Below are 15,523 nucleotides of genomic sequence, written 5' to 3'. Positions count from 1 at the left end.
CTATGCTGCTATTCATTGCCTTTATGGTCAGCTTCGGCTTGATCGTATTTATCGCCGTCGGCTACAAGTCGCTCAACGGCCTGGCCGGCGCCGTGCCCGAAGAGGACCGCATCTTCCTCGACCCATTGCCGAAATCGCTTCGTCCGCTGTGGCCACTCGTCAATTTTGTGGTTCACCATTTCGGCAACTCGTTCAGCGCAAAGCTGGTGGAAAAGACCGATCTGCAATTGCGGCTCACCTCGCTCACATTCCTGATGAACGCGCGCCAGTTCATCGCGTTGTCGATTATCGCTTCGGTTCTGGCGTCGCTCGTTACGCTGTTGCTGATGCTATTGGTAGGCTGGTTCTCGCTGCTGGTGCTGATTTCCGTCGCCGTCCTCGGCTACTTCTATCCGCGCATCTGGACGCGCGACGTGCGCCGCCGTCGCGTCGGTCAGATTCTCAAACATCTGCCGATCTATCTCGACTTTCTGACGCTCGCCGTCGAAGCCGGCTTGAATATCAATGGTGCAATTCAGAAGGCCGTTGAAAAAGGCCCGGAAGGTCCGTTGCGCCGGGAGCTCGAACACGTGCTGCGTGACCTCAAGTCCGGCCTGAACCGCATGGAAGCACTGCGCCGACTCGACGACCGGTTGCGCATCAAGGAAGTCACGAATCTGGTGGGCACCGTCGTGCAAGCGGAACGAATGGGTTCAGGGCTCGCGAAGTCGTTGCGCTTCCAGTCCGAACAGCGCCGCTCGGAACGCTTCCAGCGGGCCGAAAAACAGGCGATGGAAGCACCCGTGAAACTCGTGTTCCCGCTGCTGGCGTTCATTTTTCCTATCACGTTCATTGTGCTGGGATTCCCGATCGCGATGAAGTTTGTCCAGGAGGGTTTGCTGTGAAGTCAGCCCGCCTTCTCGTTAATGGACGCGACATCGGCATCGAAGTGTCGATCACCGAGACCGCGGGGGAACGCATGCGCGGTCTGCTGGGGCGCGCCGCGCTCGCGTCCGGCGAGGCGCTGCTACTCAATCGTTGCGGATCGGTCCACACCTTCGGCATGCGCTTTGCCATCGACGTGGTGTTTCTCGACCGCCAGCAGCGCGTGGTCGCGATCCATCACTGCGTCCCCAAGCGGCGCATGGTGTTCAGCCTGCGCGCGAGCCACATCCTGGAAATGTCGGCCGACTCGGCGCGCCGGCATGGACTGGCTATCGGCGACCCACTTGTTTTCGAGGCGACCTCGTGAAACGTCCATCTTTAAATTTGATGCGGATTCTGAGCCGCCACACGAGACTGATCGGCAATGCACGCAGGACCACGCAGTCGGGTCAGTCGATGACAGAATTCATCATCGTCGCACCCGCTCTGCTGTTCGTCTGTTTTGGCATTCTGCAGTTCGTGCTGCTCTATCAGGCGAAGTCGACGCTGGACGTGGCCGTTCTGGAGGCCGCGCGCGAAGGCGCGGTCAACCACGGCTCGATGCAGTCCATGCGCAGCGGTCTCGCACGCGGACTAGCGCCCATTTACGCGCATCAGGCAAGCGCCGACGGCGTCGCAGCGGCGCTCGCGAGCGCGCAAGCCGACGCCGCCAGATTCAGCAGCATCACCGTGCTCAACCCGACTCCCGCGGCCATTCAGGACTATTCGCGACCGCGCTACTATGCGGACCAGGCGGCGACCTATTCGGAGATACCCAACGACTCGCTGATGTATCGCGATTCCTCCGTACCACCGGGTGCAACGTCGCACATGAACATCCAGGACGCCAACCTGCTGAAAATTCATGTGCATTACTGCTACAACATGTACGTGCCCGTGGTGAACAAAGTGATCTATTACGCCACCAACGTGATCGGCACGATCGGTGCGGGAGGCATTCTGACTCGCGAACCGGCCAACGTGAATCAGGATCCGTACGGCGATCCGCAACAGGGTGACTATCTCTGCAAGACCAAACTCGCTGACGGTATCGCAACCGGCCACTGGCCGATCGCGCTCGATTCGGAGGCGATGGTGCGTATGCAGTCGCCGCTTAGGGCATCCGCATTGAACGACGCTCCGAACCCGACAGGCAATTGATGTCGCATCACGTTGAAGACGAACTACCTGCGTTGCGAGGCCCAAGGGCAAAGAGATGCCGCATGGCGCCGAGCCGTGCACTGCTGCTCGGCGGCCTGATCGCCGCGAGTGCGTATGTGCCGCTCGGAGCCAAGGCCGCCGACGTCGCCACCGCCGCGCGCGAACGTCGTTCGACTGGCGTGGTCATGATGATTGGTGGAATGACACGCGGCGAAAATGCCATCGCGCTGCCGGCGCGCGCGGCAACGATCGCACCCGTTGCGGCATCCGGCGACGCCGGCTCGCAGTCTGTCGTGATCCAGCCAGGCAGCGTGGCACGGAACGACGGGGTGCGGCAAACTTCCCCTTCGGCCGCTTCGCGTGTCATGGCGCTTTCGCCGATCATCAGCGAAGCCGCCCACGCCGCCGATGTCGACAGCGCGCTGCTGATGGCGGTCATCGAGGTGGAGTCCGGCGGCAATCCACTAGCCGTGTCGCCCAGGGGCGCGACAGGCCTCATGCAGTTGATGCCCGCCACGGGCGCGCAGCACGGCGCGTCCAATCTGTTTGATCCGCGCCAGAACATCGCGGCCGGAGCACGCTATCTGAAAGAACTGATGCGCCAGTTCGGCGGCCTTCCACTTGCCTTGGCGGCATACAACGCAGGTGAAGGTGCCGTACAAAAATACGGCGGACAGATACCGCCGTATGCGGAAACCATGGCTTACGTGCCCAAAGTGATCGCGCGATACCGGTGGTATCGGGACGCCTCGTCTTCTCCCGGACCGGCATTGGTGCAAGCGGTGTCCAGCGGCACTCGGGGACGCTTTCTACTGGTTGGCTCAGGCGGTGCCGACTGAACGTAACCTGGCGAAGAAGCGCTCCCGGATCCCGGCTAGTCGGTACTGGTCAGCGCTTTTCCGATCGACGTGTCGAACTCTCCAAGCGCGTCGGCCACGCGTGGCAGCAGTGCCGCTGCGAGCACGATATCGCGCTTACGCGCCGCCGCTTCCAGTCGCGTCAGCAGCGTAATCCCCTCGTGGCATTCGAGCATACGCGCCGATCCCGCAATCCGATGTGCCGCGCTGCCCACGCTATCCCATGAAGCCGCCCTGAAACTGTCGTGCAACGCGGCGAGCGTCGTTCGATTGGTCTGCGCGATCATTTCGAGCAGACGCCGAGCGGTGACCTGGTCGCCACCCGCCAGTTCCAGCGCTTTCTGCCGGAACATGGAGGGGTCGCCGGCAGGCACGACCTGGTTTGTCGCACCAGTGACTTTCATTGCACGGAGGCGATCCGGCAACGCCGCGCCAGATCGATGAGTTCAACGAGCGATTTGACACTGAGCTTTTGCATGATGCGCGTCTTGTGGCTGCTGACGGTTTTGTTGCTAATGAACAAGGCATCTCCAATCGCCTTGTTCGACATGCCTTTCGAGAGCATCTGCAGTATCACGAGTTCTTTATCCGACAGCAGTCCGATCCTTTGCTCTTCCCCGCCGGCACCAGCGGCCGCCGCTATGCCGGCTCCGTTGGCCGCCACGGGGAACACGGTATAGCCGGCCAGCACCGCCTCCACGCCGCGCATGATCTCTTTCATTTCCTGCGACTTGCCGACGAAACCGTGGACGCCCGAGCGCATTGCGCGCGGCGCGAACGTGGCCGGGTCGTGGCCCGACAACACCATCACTCGAATGGGTGGATGAACGAGCCTGAGACGGGGAATCACATCGAGCCCACTAATGCGCGGAATGTCGAGATCCAGTATGGCGAGTTCCGGGGTGTGCACCCGAGCCATCTCCACGGCGGTCTGGCCGTTGTCGGCCTCGATCACTTCTTCCACGCCGAGCAATTGCATGAGCTGCATTTTGATGACCATACGGAACGCCGGATGGTCATCGATAACCAGAATAGTTGACATATCTCCTAATCCTTCTGAACACGCGTTGCGACGCCGATTGTTGTCAGCGTCAAGCTTGAGAACGCACGTATGTGTGCGGGCACAATTGCCCGTGGCGAATGGTGGTACGACACGGACTCGTCGAAACGATCGACCTTCTGCGCGCTGTTGTTGGCACGCCGGAACGCAGGATCGTGTTAGCTGCAAGGGCACTAGGAACGCGCCGAGACAAGTTCGATCTCGACGCGGCGATTGGGCGCGAGGCATCGCCTCAAGGCATCACGCCGGGTCTGCCGGCAATCGACCAGCGGGTCCGCACTGCCTCTGCCCAGCGCGGTCATCGGCAAGCTCACGCCATGCGCTCGCAGATATCGCTCGACCGTGCGCGCACGTCGCAACGACAAGCCAAAGTTGTATGACTTGTCGCCGAGGCGGTCGGCGTAGCCGGTGATTTTCAGCGCGTGCAAAGCGGGAACGGCTCTAAGGTCGGTCGCCAGGTCATCAAGCTGGCGCTTGCCGGCAGGCAAGATGGCGGCTTCTTCGCCGCCGTTGGAGCGGAAAAGCGAATCGGCCTTTAGTGTGATCTTTTGCGGCGACTTTGCAGCAGAGGCAGCAGCCGTTGGCGGGGTTGGTATTGGCTGCCCGCATTGCAGAGCCCGTTGCGCCGATTGGCGCAAGTTGTCCTGTACCTCCGGCAAGCGCTTCTCGGCGTTGGTGAAGCTGCGGCGCCATGCGTCATGCCCGGCTTGCATCAGTTCGACTTCAGCGCATGCGAGCGGCAGCTGCGCCGGCGGACATGAAGCGACGGCGGGATCCGACTTGATGGTATTGACGATTTTCCACAGATCGGGGCGCACCGTGGACACCGTGCGCAGGGCGGGATTGGCTGCGGATAACGGCGTGCCATTCTCCAGACTGAGCGTGATCGTGGCCGCCTGGCCGATCGCTTCTTCGACGAAGCCCCAGTGGTCGTTAGCTTGGTGCGCCTGTTGGGCGGCAGTGATCCAGCATTGCGCCTTGGCGTGAAAATAGCCGTTCTTGTCGCCCGGCAACCGATCGAGCCGCGCTTGCAGACTGGTCAGCGCCGCACTACTGCTTGCGATGGGTGCGTAGGTGCTGACCCATTGCGCGTTGACCGCGCCTGCGGCTTCGTCTTGCGTGGCGCCGAAGCCGGTTTGCAGCAACGTGGCATCCTGGATGCCGAGCCGTTCACGCGCGGCGTGGTCCGCGCAGGCTGTCAAGGCCAGCGCGCACACAAGCACCGTTAGCTGGTGTTTCATTGATTCTCTGCGACGAGCGCATCTTCTTATCGACGGCTACGAGTATGAAGAGACGCTGATACGCAGGGAATGGGAACAATCTTAGAATATCGTCTGAAATTTGTTGCGCATCATGCGATGCGAACAACAACGCGTTGCCGTTCGCATTGCATTCAGGCCTTGACCGCCCGTGCTGCGTTTCGCCCACGCAGCCACTCGAGCGCCAGCAACAGGCTGGTCGAGAACACAATCAGAATTGTCGCCAGCGCCGCGATAGTCGGGCTGATATTTTCCCGAATGCCGGTGAACATCTGACGGGGCAACGTAGTCTGATCCGCGCCCGCAAGAAACAGTGTCACGACGACTTCGTCGAATGAAGTCGCGAATGCGAACAGTGCACCCGAAATCACGCCCGGCGCGATCACAGGCAACGTGATGCGGAAAAACGTCTTCAACGGATTCGCGCCCAGCGACAAACTCGCCCGCACCAGGTTGTAATTGAACCCCTGCAACGTCGCCGCGACCGTCGTCACGACAAAGGGCACACCGAGCGACGCATGCGCGAGAATCAGCCCGATGTACGTATTGGCCAGCCCGAGCGGCGCAAAGAACAGATACATGCCCACGCCGACCACCACCACCGGCACGATCATCGGCGAGATCAGGATCGCCATGAGCAAGCCTTTGCCGCGAAAATTCGCTTTGGTCAGTCCGATTGCCGCGAGCGTGCCGAGCACGGTTGCGACCACCGTCGCCGAGGGCGCGACGATAAAGCTGTTCTTGGCGGCCATGCGCCATTCATCGGATGCGATCAGGTTCTGATACCAGCGCAGCGACCAGCCCGGAATCGGATACACCAGGAACGTGCTCGACGAAAACGAGAGTGGCACGATCGCCAGCACGGGCAAGATGAGATACAGCAACGTCAGCACGGCGAGACCGCGCAGCGCGAAATACCAGACGCGCTCGACCCATGACGTATGCGGCGCGAACAATGGCTTGGCAAGTTTCATCGCAATAAGCTCCGTTCAGCCGAGGCTCAGTGACGAACGCGTGAAGCGCCCGTAAATGACATACAGCACGAGTGTCGCGGCGAGCAGCAGACCGCCGAGCGCGCACGCCATGCCCCAGTTGATCGTCACGTTGGTGTAGTACGCGACGTAGTAGCTGACCATCTGATCGTTCGGTCCGCCGAGCAAGGCCGGCGTGATGTAGTAGCCGATTGCCAGAATGAAGACCAGCAGCGCACCCGCGCCGATGCCCGGATAAGTCTGGGGCACATACACGCGCCAGAATGCGGCGAACGGATGGCTGCCGAGCGAGACCGCGGCGCGCTGATAGGTCGGCGGGATCGACTTCATTACGCTATAGAGCGGCAGGATCATGAACGGCAGCAGAATATGCGTCATCGAAATGTAGACGCCGGTGCGGTTGAACAGCAGCGACAGCGGGTCATGCAACAGTCCGCTGCCGATCAACGCTTTGTTCACCAGCCCCTCGCTTTGCAGAATCACGATCCATGCCGCCACGCGCACGAGGATCGAGGTCCAGAACGGAATCAGCACGAGAATCATCACCAGATTCGCGCGACGTTCGGGTAGCGTGGAAATCCAGTATGCAAGCGGGTAGCCGAGCAGCAGCGCGAAGACCGTTACCGCGGCGCCGATAACAAAGGTGCGGCTGAACACGGCGAGATAGATCTGTTGATCGGGATCGGTCGGGATGATGTGGCCGAACGCGTCCTGTTTGTGATCCAGTGAAGCAAGCAAATAGAACGGCGAATACGCGCCGGCGTTTTTGGCTATCGCTTGCCAGTACGTAATGTCGTTCCAGCGTTCGTCCAGTTCGACGAATTTGGCGTGGACCTGGGCGGGCGTCAGCTGCAAGGGTTTGCTGTTGTCGTCGGCGAACGGCATGGCGTGCGCGGATTTGGCGATCAGCGAGCGATAACCCGGAATCTCGACGTTCAGGCGTCGCGCGAGTGCGCCCATGCCGTCGCTGTCGGCGACTGCGGCAAGGTCGACGGCCAGGGCAGTATAGGCGGCGTCTGGTGGCGTGCTCTTGCGATCCCAGGCGCTCAACGCCGCGAGGGTATGCGGCAGCGCGTTGACCACTTCGGGATTCTGCGCGGCACGCGTGAGCAGCGCGCCGATTGGCACGACAAAGATCAGCAGCAGAAAGATCGCGAGCGGCGCGATCAGCAGCAGGGCCATGGCCCGCTTTCTGGATTCCGCGGCCTTCAGCTCGCGCTTGAGCCGGCCACTTGATTCAGGCGTCGAATCGGCAGCAATGGTCATCGAGGTCAAACCCGTCTCCTTTGTCGGCGGGAGTTAGCGCTTCAGCGCTTACTCCTGCCCCATGCGTTCACTACAACAACCCAGCGCGGGTTCACCCCAAGTCAACCCGCGCCTTCACACCCACTCCCTACTTCGAAGCCCACGACGAAAAGCGTTGCTCCAGTTCATCGCCATGATCGGTCCAGAACGCGAGGTTCTGCAGCACCGCGTTCTTGCCGTTAGCCGGCGAGTTCGGCAGATTGGAGAGCGTCTTCGCATCGAGCGCCTTGATAGCCGTCACGTTCACCGGACCGTACGCAATGTTGTGCGCGTAGTCCTGTTGCGGCTTCGACGAAATCGAATAGGCGATGTACTTCTCGGCCAGCGCCTTGTTCGGCGTGCCCTTCGGAATCGCCCAGTAGTCGAGGTCGTAGATGCTGCCGTTCCACACCACCTTCAGGTTCTTGCCTTCCTTCTGCGCCGCATCGATCCGGCCGTTATACGCGGTGGACATCACCACGTCGCCCGCCACGAGGAATTGCGGCGGCTGCGCGCCTGCTTCCCACCACTGAATGTTCGGCTTCAGTTCGTCGAGCTTCTTGAACGCGCGGTCCTGGCCTGCCTTGGTGGCGAGCACCTTGTAGACTTCCTTCGGCGGCACGCCGTCGGCCATCAACGCGAATTCGAGGTTATAGCGCGCGCCCTTGCGCATCGCGCGCTTGCCCGGGAATTTCTTGACGTCCCAGAAATCGGCCCAGCCGGTCGGCGCCGTTTTCAGTTTGTCGGCGTTGTACGCGAGCGCCGTCGACCACACGAAGAAGCCCACGCCGCAGGTTTGCGGTGCTTCGGGAATCAGATCGGACTTCTTGCCGATCTTCGACCAGTCGAGTTTCTCGTACAGCCCTTCATCACAGCCGCGGCCGATATCGCCCGATTCGACTTCCACCACATCCCAGTTCACATGCTTGGCTTCGACCATCGCTTTCACTTTGGCCTGCTCACCGTTGTATTCGACAGCGGTGACTTTATTGCTGGTCTCCTTTTCGAACGGCTGGTTGAAGGCGACCTTTTGCGCGTCGCCATTCGCGCCGCCGAAATTGACGACCGTCAATTCGGCCGCATTGACTTGCGCGGCGCCCAGCGCGAGCGCCACAGCACCGACAGCGATGGCGCAGCGCGATTTCCCGATCTTGCTCATGGTGTGTTGCTCTCCTTTGGTGGTGTGCTTCCAGCTCAATACAGTGCGACTTTGTTATGTGCTGCCTGATCTGACCTGCCCGCGTCGAACACAGTGCGTATCCGGCGCATTCACGCCCCTGCGAATACCCGCAGATGCTCGGGTGCGAACTCCAGTGCGACCGGCGCGCCGGGCGCGAAGGTGTCGAGCGCGTCGGTGCCGAGCGGCACCTTGACGAAGCACTCGTCCTGTTCATGCAAACCACAGCGCATGCGCACGTGGTCGCCGAAATAGATCAGCCCGCGTGCCTCGCCGGCCAGCGCATTGGCGCCTGGCCGTGACAGGCCGTTGGCGAGCTTCATGCGCTCGGGGCGAATACACGCGACCGCCGGCGTACCCGCCCGCGCGCCGCCGATATTGCGACCGGTGAGCCGCGTGCCGTCGCTCAGACGGAATTCGCAGAACTCACCCTCGACATTCGCGATCGTGCCGCGCAGCTTGTTGCTGTCGCCGATGAAGTTCGCCACGAACTCATTGCATGGCGATTCGTACAGCCGATCGACGGTATCGAGTTGCTGCACGATGCCTTTATCGAACACGGCGACGCGGTCGGACATGGTCAGTGCCTCGCCCTGATCGTGCGTGACGTACACGAACGTCACGCCGAGTTTCTCGTGCAATGATTTAAGTTCGTACTGCATGTGTTCGCGCAACTGTTTGTCCAGCGCGCCGAGCGGCTCGTCCATCAGCACGAGCTTCGGTTCGAACACCAGCGCGCGGGCGAGCGCGATGCGCTGCTGTTGTCCGCCTGAAAGTTGCGCCGGATAGCGCTTTGCGAAGCTCTCCATGCGCACCATCTTCAACGCGTTATGGGTGCGTTCCGCGCGCTCCTGCGCCGAAATCTTGCGCACGGTCAATGGATAGGCAACGTTCTGTTCGACTGTCAGATGCGGAAACAACGCATAGTTCTGAAACACCATGCCAATGTTGCGCTTATGCGGTGGCACTGTGTTGAGCAGCGTGCCGTCCAGCCAGATCTCGCCGCCGGTGGGAAACTCAAAACCCGCCAGCATCATCAGGCAGGTGGTTTTCCCGGATCCGGACGGCCCGAGCAGGGTCAGAAATTCGCCCTGATAGATATCCAGATCAAGTTGTTTGACGACCAGCGTTTCGCCGTCGTACGTCTTGCGCACACCCCGAAAGCTGACGATCACGTCATCGGTTTTCATCGGTTAAGTCTCCTCTGCGGTCCGGCTGGCTCCCCCGCAAAGCAGCGGGATTGCATCCATTGCGTGGCTCACTATAGACCGTTACGGTTCTACAATATGGAACCATTTCATTATTCCGGATAGAACCACTTGGACACCGTGATCTTGTCGGATTGGCTGGCCGCGAGGCTCGACCGCACGGCCGCCGAACCGGTCTACAGGCAGACGTTGCGGCTCATGCAGCAAGCCATTCTGACCGGCCAGTTGCCGCCGGGCACCAAACTGCCCAGTTCGCGCACGCTCGCCGAAGACCTCGGCATTGCGCGCAACACGGTCCTGCACGTCTACGATCAGTTGACCGCTGAGGGCTACGTGATCTCGACCACCGGCAGCGGCACTTACGTCGCCGACACGAGGCCGGACACGGCAGCCGTGAATACGCGCAAGAAGCCGGCGGTGGCGAGCGTCGACAAGGCAGGCAGCAGTACGGCCACGGAAACCCCGAAGCCGCCGAAGCGCGATCTGGGCGACCTGTCGACTCGCGGACGGCGCCTGATCGATAAAGCCGGCGTGTCCGCCAAACAATGGGGCGCGTTCATGCCGGGTGTGCCCGACGTCGCGGAATTTCCAGCGCGCACGTGGAGCCGCTTGCAGGCGCGTTTGTGGAAGGAGGCCAATCCCGATCTGCTGACCTACGCGCCCGGCGGCGGCTACCGGCCATTGCGGCGGGCATTGTCGGATTACCTGCGCGTCGCGCGCTCGGTGAATTGCACGCCGGATCAGATCATCATCACCACCGGCATTCATCAATCGATCGATCTGGCTGTGCGCCTGTTGACCGATGTCGGCGACCGCGCGTGGGTCGAAGAACCCTGCTATTGGGGCGCGCGTAGTGTGCTGCAGTCATCGGGGATTACCCTTGTGCCGGTGCCGGTGGATGACGAAGGTCTGAATCCGCGCGAACAGGATTTGCAACAGCCGCCGCGCCTCGCACTCGTCACGCCGTCGCATCAATATCCGCTCGGCATGGTGATGAGCCTCGCGCGCCGCCGCACGCTGCTCGAATACGCGCGCCAGCACAACGTGTGGATCATCGAGGACGATTACGACAGCGAGTTCCGCTACGGCAGCCGTCCGCTCGCCTCGCTGCAAGGACTCGACGATGCCGGCCAGGTGATCTACGTCGGCAGTCTGGGGAAGATGCTGTTTCCAGGCCTGCGGATCGGCTACATGATCGCGCCGGAGCATCTGGTGGACACGTTCCGCACGGGCGTGGCCGAGTTATACCGCGAAGGTCAGTTGATGCAGCAAGCGGTGATGACCGACTTCATCATGGACGGCCACCTCACCTCGCACGTTCGGCGCATGCGTGCGCTATACGGCGAGCGCCGGCAGATTCTGATCGACGCGATTACCGCGCGTTTCGGCACCGAGTTGCCGGTAATGGGCGATGAAGCCGGGCTGCATCTGGTGCTCGGCCTGCCGGATCACGCGAACGATCGCGCGGTGACGGCCGCCGCTTTCGACGCCGGCGTGATCGTGCGCCCGCTCGCGAGCTACTACAGCAGCGACCCGCCCGCGCGGCGCGGACTGCTTCTCGGCTATGCCTGTGTGCCGAACGACAAGATTGGTCCCGCGTTCGACACCCTTGCGCGCGTCATCGAGCAAACCGCATTGAAGACGCCGACGCGCGCCGCTTGAGCGCCAGGTCTGAGTTCGCTCACTTCAGGCCGAAGTCGACTCGCGTCGTCGCGCCCTTGTCCTTGATGCCGTCCGCGGTCAGCTTCGGCGCGACGATGAACACGCGGCTGCTGTCGATCTTGCCGTCCAGATACTGCTGCACGCTCTGCGCCCGCTGTTGCGCGAGCTGGCGCAGGCTGGCGTCATCGATCGGTGCGTTGGCGGCGAGCGCGCTCTTCATGTCGTCGTCCGGCAAGCTCTTGGTCAGGCCGACAAAGTTACGCGGTTTCTTGAAGTCCGCCGATTTGTAGGCCTTGCTCAGGTACTTGTCGTACTCCTTCGGATCAACGGTGACGGTCGAGAGATCGACGCTCTCGCCATTGCCCACCACGTCCTTGATCTTTTGCTGCTTGACGAGGCGGTCCACATAGCCGGTGCGCAACGCGGGTTCGTCCACAGCCGGATCGACGCGGCCGATCAGGTCCATGCGAATCGACGGCTTGTCGCTCAACGCCTTCACGATCGTGTCGAGCTTCTGGGTGTCGGCGTCCGTGAGTTTCGCCGAGCCCGGCTCGAACTCGACATAACCCAACTCCTCGCCCTTGCCGCCGAACGCATTGGCGATCAGAGAGAACGGCGCAGTCACCGCTTTTTCGAGCAGATTGAGCACCGCATGCCAGATCAGGCCGCCAATGCTGAATTCCGGATTCGACAGCGAGCCGGACACCGGCAGGTTCACGTCGATTTCGCCGCGCGAGTTCTTCAGAAGCGAGATCGCTAGACGCACGGGCAGTTTGGTCGCCGTATTGTTGTCGACGTGATCGCCGAACGTGAGTTGATCGATGAAAATGTGATTGTTCGCGTTCAGTTGATCGTTTTCGAGCTGGTAGTGCAGATCGACATTCAGCTTGCCCTTGGTGATCGGATAACCGGCGTATTTCGCCGAATACGGCGTGAGATTGGTCAGCTCGATATCGTGCGCGACCGCCGTGAGATCGAGCGCCGGTTTCGCAATCAGCGGATTGACCGTGCCGCGAATCGACAGCGGACCGTTGGCGGCCAGTTTCGCGGCGATGTCGACCGGCGCGGATGTGGTGGATTGCGTGCCGAACGCGCCGACGGTGCCCTGAATGCCGACCAGGTTCGCCGTGAAATTCGGCTTGATGAAATTGTCCGTGTACGTCACGCGGCCCTGTTGCAGAACCAGTTGGCCGAAGTGCAGCTTGACCGGGCTTTGCGGCGGCGTAGCAGCCGTGACCGTGGCGTTTGCGGCCGACGCCGGCGGCGGTGCGGATGCGGCCGCCACCGTCGAAGCCGCTTGCGGCGTCAGCGGCACGGGTTCGGCGCCGCTCTTGTCACGCGTCAGCGATTGCGCGGCGCCGGATTCGCGCGCGACGACGTCCTTGAGGTTGAGCTTGCCCTGCGCGTCGAGCAGCACGCGACCATAGAACTTCGTGAACGTGACGCGGCCCGCGTCGACCACGGTGCCATGCTCGTCGTAATCGGCTTTCAGGTTGGACAACGCGAGCGAGCCCCATCCCGCGAATGGATCCGAGGTCGCCTTGTCTAGCATGCGCACTTCGACGAGCGCCATGTCGCCGCGATAGGTCGCCTTCAGCGACTTCGCCTGGCTCAACGCGAGATCGCCGTCCGCATTGAGCAGCGCGCTCGCGATCACCGCATTCAGCTTGCTGCCGAAGTACGGTTCGAAGGCCGCCGCGTCGAGCCGGTTGGCATTCACTTTGACGGCCACCTTGAGCGGCGTCGCCGTCACGTCACCCTTGACGCCCAGCGTGCCCTTCTTGTTCAGCGTGGCCTGCAGATCGACCGGCAGCGGACGGCTCAGGTCGTCGCTGATGTTCTGCACCTTCAGTTGCAGCGGCGTGATGTTCAGTTTCACCGGCTGCGGCGTGGTGTTGTCCGTGAAATTGGCGGTGGCGTCCTTCAGGCTCAACTCGCCGATCTTGTAACGCCACGCGGGCCCTTCCGCGTGCGCCTTCTTGACCGCATGGATCGCGGTGCGCTCCGGCGTGGCTTCGTGCTGTCCGCCAAGCGCGGCGAGGTTGATGCTGCCGTCTTTCAGACGCTGGGCATCGACCGCTAGCCCGGTCGTGTCGATGCTGGTCACTTCGGCGGTGCGCGCCGTCACATCCACCTGCTTGACCTTTACGCTGCCTTGCGTGAGCGCAATCACCGGATCCTTGCTGCCGCGCGCCGCGAGCTTCAGCGACTGCAGGTTCACCTGTGTGTCGGTGACCATCACGGCCGCCGGCAACTTCGACCAGTTCGCGCCGATATTGGCCGTGGCGGAGAGCGTGCCGTCCATGACTTGCGCCGCGGTCGCGGTGTCGAGGTACGGTTGCAACCTGGGCAGGTTCAACGCCTTCAGGTCGAGCTTCGCGCTCGCCGTTTTCGCCACGAAGCCGAACGCGCCGGCCACACCAAGGGATCCACCGCTGTCCTTGAAATCGGTATTGAGCGTGTAATGAGCGGGTGCGGTGGCGAGCGTCGAAAAATCGGTCAGCGTCACGGCCAGCTTTTGCATACCGACATCGACGGGACGCGAGGCGGCGTTGTCGCGAACATTGACGGTGCCGTCATTGAGCACGAAGCGCTTGATCGCCAGGTCCAGTGGCGGCGCGGCCTTCGCGGCGGCGGCATTGGCGGCGGATGCGGCAAGCGGCGCGCTTGCGGCCGGTTGTGCGGCAGCAGCAGCCGGTTCCGGCGCGAACATCTTCTCGACGCTCAGCACGCCGTCTTTATCACGCGCGAGATTGGCGGTGGGCGCGTCGATACGGATCTCGTCCAAGTGATAAAGGCTCTTGAACGGCTCCAGCGTGGCGGCGGCCACATGCACGGCGCGCGCCGCGAAGAACGGCGCCTTGCTTTGATCCTGCACGCCCACGTCGTTCATATCCACGGTGCCCGCCACGCGCAGCGAAGGCGCGTCGTTGGAGACCACGAAGTTGAGCTTGAGATCAGTGGACAGTTTGCCGGACTGCACGATCACCGGCAGTTTGGTCGGCACGTAGGAGATGAGACGCGGCACATCGAGCCCGTCGAAGCGCAACGACACCTCGGACTCACGCGACGCGGCAAACGGCTTGGTCTTACCGTCGATGGCAAGCGGACTGCCGTCGATGCGCGCCCGCAGCAGCGGCTCGACGAAGATATCGGTTTTCGAAGGCAGCGTAGCGATGAACGGAATGCCGAGCTTCCATTGATCGATTACGTGCGTGGCGCCGAGGAGTTTGTCGTCGAATGTGATCTGGCCGTTTTCGAGGCGAATATTCGATACGGAAAATAGCGTCGGTTTGCTATCCGGCTTGGCCGGCTGCTTCGAGAATTTCTCGATCAGGTCCGTGAAATTGAAACGCTGCGCGTCGTAACGAACAATATGGAAGCGCGGCGAATCGAGCTGCACTTCGTCGATGATCGGTGCCGCGCGAAACAGCGAACTCCATGACGGCTGCACGATGAGCCGCGAAATATCCACGAAGTCGCCCGCGCCGCCGCGCTCGCCGATATGCACGCGATCGGCTTCGAGCCGGAGCGTATACGGATTGAGCGCAATGCGGCCGATGGTGGCGGGACGGTCCAGTTGTTTGCTGAGCTGCTGCTCGGCAATGTGGCGAATCAGCGGCGGTGCAGCAAAGAAGCCCAGCAGACCGAACAATACGAGGACGATCAGCAGGCCGGTAATGACACGCCGGGTGCGGCGTGACTGCGCGACATCGCGCACGGTCTGCATGGACGATGCTAGTGATGCTTTATTAAGGCTTGCCATGCTCGGTCTTGGGTAGTGCGGCGGCAAGCCCGCCGCGAAAACGAAAATCCCGCAAGCGGCAGTATAAGTCTTGAATGTTTCGCGGGATATAAATGTAAGGCGAGGCTTACACATTCCCCTGCGCGATAGCGCCGCATGTCCGCCGCGGTGAATTGGCGGACATGCTTTGCTCGATGCGTTAGCGGGTTGTTAGC

General features: G+C 61.7%; 13 protein-coding genes. 5 read left to right on the top strand and 8 right to left on the bottom strand.

The genetic code is table 11. The features are described 5' to 3' along the window. The first annotated feature begins 2 nt into the window (after window positions 1-2). The 4 genes from P0D70_RS15085 (at window position 3) to P0D70_RS15070 (ending at window position 2,903) form a co-directional block, all read left to right on the top strand. Window positions 3-884, top strand: a complete 882-nt coding sequence (locus P0D70_RS15085; protein WP_408185085.1) for a type II secretion system F family protein — start codon at window positions 3-5, stop codon at window positions 882-884. Further along, the gene (locus P0D70_RS15080; RefSeq protein ID WP_408185084.1) at window positions 881-1,231 is read left to right on the top strand and encodes a DUF192 domain-containing protein; all 351 of its coding nucleotides are present in this window, start codon (window positions 881-883) and stop codon (window positions 1,229-1,231) included. Before P0D70_RS15085 ends, P0D70_RS15080 begins: the two co-directional genes overlap by 4 nt. Before the next feature lie 89 nt (window positions 1,232-1,320). After that, the gene (locus P0D70_RS15075; RefSeq protein WP_408185083.1) at window positions 1,321-2,064 is read left to right on the top strand and encodes a TadE family protein; all 744 of its coding nucleotides are present in this window, start codon (window positions 1,321-1,323) and stop codon (window positions 2,062-2,064) included. A 62-nt stretch (window positions 2,065-2,126) separates the two neighbouring features. Further along, a complete protein-coding gene (locus P0D70_RS15070) occupies window positions 2,127-2,903 on the top strand; it encodes a lytic transglycosylase domain-containing protein (RefSeq protein ID WP_408185082.1) in 777 nt (258 codons plus the stop codon). A gap of 35 nt (window positions 2,904-2,938) precedes the next feature. On the opposite strand, the gene P0D70_RS15065 is transcribed toward P0D70_RS15070, so the two are convergent. From P0D70_RS15065 to P0D70_RS15035, 7 genes are all read right to left on the bottom strand, one after another. Further along, window positions 2,939-3,325, bottom strand: a complete 387-nt coding sequence (locus P0D70_RS15065) for an Hpt domain-containing protein (protein ID WP_408185081.1) — start codon at window positions 3,323-3,325, stop codon at window positions 2,939-2,941. Next, a complete protein-coding gene (locus tag P0D70_RS15060) occupies window positions 3,322-3,963 on the bottom strand; it encodes a response regulator (protein ID WP_408185080.1) in 642 nt (213 codons plus the stop codon). The genes P0D70_RS15065 and P0D70_RS15060 overlap by 4 nt, the downstream gene beginning before the upstream one ends. 191 nt (window positions 3,964-4,154) lie before the next feature. Beyond that, window positions 4,155-5,222: an OmpA family protein gene (locus P0D70_RS15055; RefSeq protein ID WP_408185079.1), complete on the bottom strand. Its 1,068-nt coding sequence runs from the start codon at window positions 5,220-5,222 to the stop codon at window positions 4,155-4,157. A 152-nt stretch (window positions 5,223-5,374) separates the two neighbouring features. Beyond that, on the bottom strand, window positions 5,375-6,214 hold the full coding sequence (locus tag P0D70_RS15050) for an ABC transporter permease (RefSeq protein WP_091805049.1): 840 nt from the start codon (window positions 6,212-6,214) through the stop codon (window positions 5,375-5,377). Between the two features lie 15 nt (window positions 6,215-6,229). Next, entirely contained in the window at window positions 6,230-7,498 is a 1,269-nt protein-coding gene (locus tag P0D70_RS15045; RefSeq protein WP_408185094.1) for an ABC transporter permease, read from the bottom strand. Window positions 7,499-7,625: 127 nt separating this feature from the next. Then, window positions 7,626-8,675 carry an ABC transporter substrate-binding protein gene (locus P0D70_RS15040; protein ID WP_408185078.1) on the bottom strand — a complete coding sequence of 350 codons (1,050 nt, stop codon included), beginning with the start codon at window positions 8,673-8,675 and terminating at the stop codon, window positions 7,626-7,628. A gap of 110 nt (window positions 8,676-8,785) precedes the next feature. Further along, window positions 8,786-9,883 (bottom strand): ABC transporter ATP-binding protein, encoded by a 1,098-nt coding sequence (locus P0D70_RS15035; RefSeq protein ID WP_091805058.1) that lies wholly within the window; start codon window positions 9,881-9,883, stop codon window positions 8,786-8,788. 129 nt (window positions 9,884-10,012) lie between these two features. Here P0D70_RS15035 and pdxR point away from each other — a divergent pair, with 129 nt between their 5' ends. Then, window positions 10,013-11,563: a MocR-like pyridoxine biosynthesis transcription factor PdxR gene (gene pdxR, locus P0D70_RS15030; RefSeq protein WP_408185077.1), complete on the top strand. Its 1,551-nt coding sequence runs from the start codon at window positions 10,013-10,015 to the stop codon at window positions 11,561-11,563. Window positions 11,564-11,582: 19 nt separating this feature from the next. Here pdxR and P0D70_RS15025 read toward each other — a convergent pair whose 3' ends face one another. Continuing rightward, window positions 11,583-15,329 carry a DUF748 domain-containing protein gene (locus P0D70_RS15025; RefSeq protein WP_408185076.1) on the bottom strand — a complete coding sequence of 1,249 codons (3,747 nt, stop codon included), beginning with the start codon at window positions 15,327-15,329 and terminating at the stop codon, window positions 11,583-11,585. Window positions 15,330-15,523: the final 194 nt, after the last annotated feature.

The organism is Paraburkholderia sp. RL17-381-BIF-C (assembly GCF_046026435.1).
GTDB lineage: Bacteria > Pseudomonadota > Gammaproteobacteria > Burkholderiales > Burkholderiaceae > Paraburkholderia.
This window is presented reverse-complemented; position numbering and strand designations above follow the sequence as displayed.

Coding starts and splice junctions, on each gene's coding strand:
- P0D70_RS15035 (WP_091805058.1), bottom strand. CDS start 9,883: ATGAAAACCGATGACGTGATCGTCAGCTTTCGGGGTGTGCGCAAGACG.
- P0D70_RS15075 (WP_408185083.1), top strand. CDS start 1,321: ATGACAGAATTCATCATCGTCGCACCCGCTCTGCTGTTCGTCTGTTTT.
- P0D70_RS15070 (WP_408185082.1), top strand. CDS start 2,127: ATGGCGCCGAGCCGTGCACTGCTGCTCGGCGGCCTGATCGCCGCGAGT.
- P0D70_RS15050 (WP_091805049.1), bottom strand. CDS start 6,214: ATGAAACTTGCCAAGCCATTGTTCGCGCCGCATACGTCATGGGTCGAG.
- P0D70_RS15060 (WP_408185080.1), bottom strand. CDS start 3,963: ATGTCAACTATTCTGGTTATCGATGACCATCCGGCGTTCCGTATGGTC.
- P0D70_RS15065 (WP_408185081.1), bottom strand. CDS start 3,325: ATGAAAGTCACTGGTGCGACAAACCAGGTCGTGCCTGCCGGCGACCCC.
- P0D70_RS15025 (WP_408185076.1), bottom strand. CDS start 15,329: ATGGCAAGCCTTAATAAAGCATCACTAGCATCGTCCATGCAGACCGTG.
- P0D70_RS15085 (WP_408185085.1), top strand. CDS start 3: ATGCTGCTATTCATTGCCTTTATGGTCAGCTTCGGCTTGATCGTATTT.
- P0D70_RS15055 (WP_408185079.1), bottom strand. CDS start 5,222: ATGAAACACCAGCTAACGGTGCTTGTGTGCGCGCTGGCCTTGACAGCC.
- P0D70_RS15045 (WP_408185094.1), bottom strand. CDS start 7,498: ATGACCATTGCTGCCGATTCGACGCCTGAATCAAGTGGCCGGCTCAAG.
- P0D70_RS15040 (WP_408185078.1), bottom strand. CDS start 8,675: ATGAGCAAGATCGGGAAATCGCGCTGCGCCATCGCTGTCGGTGCTGTG.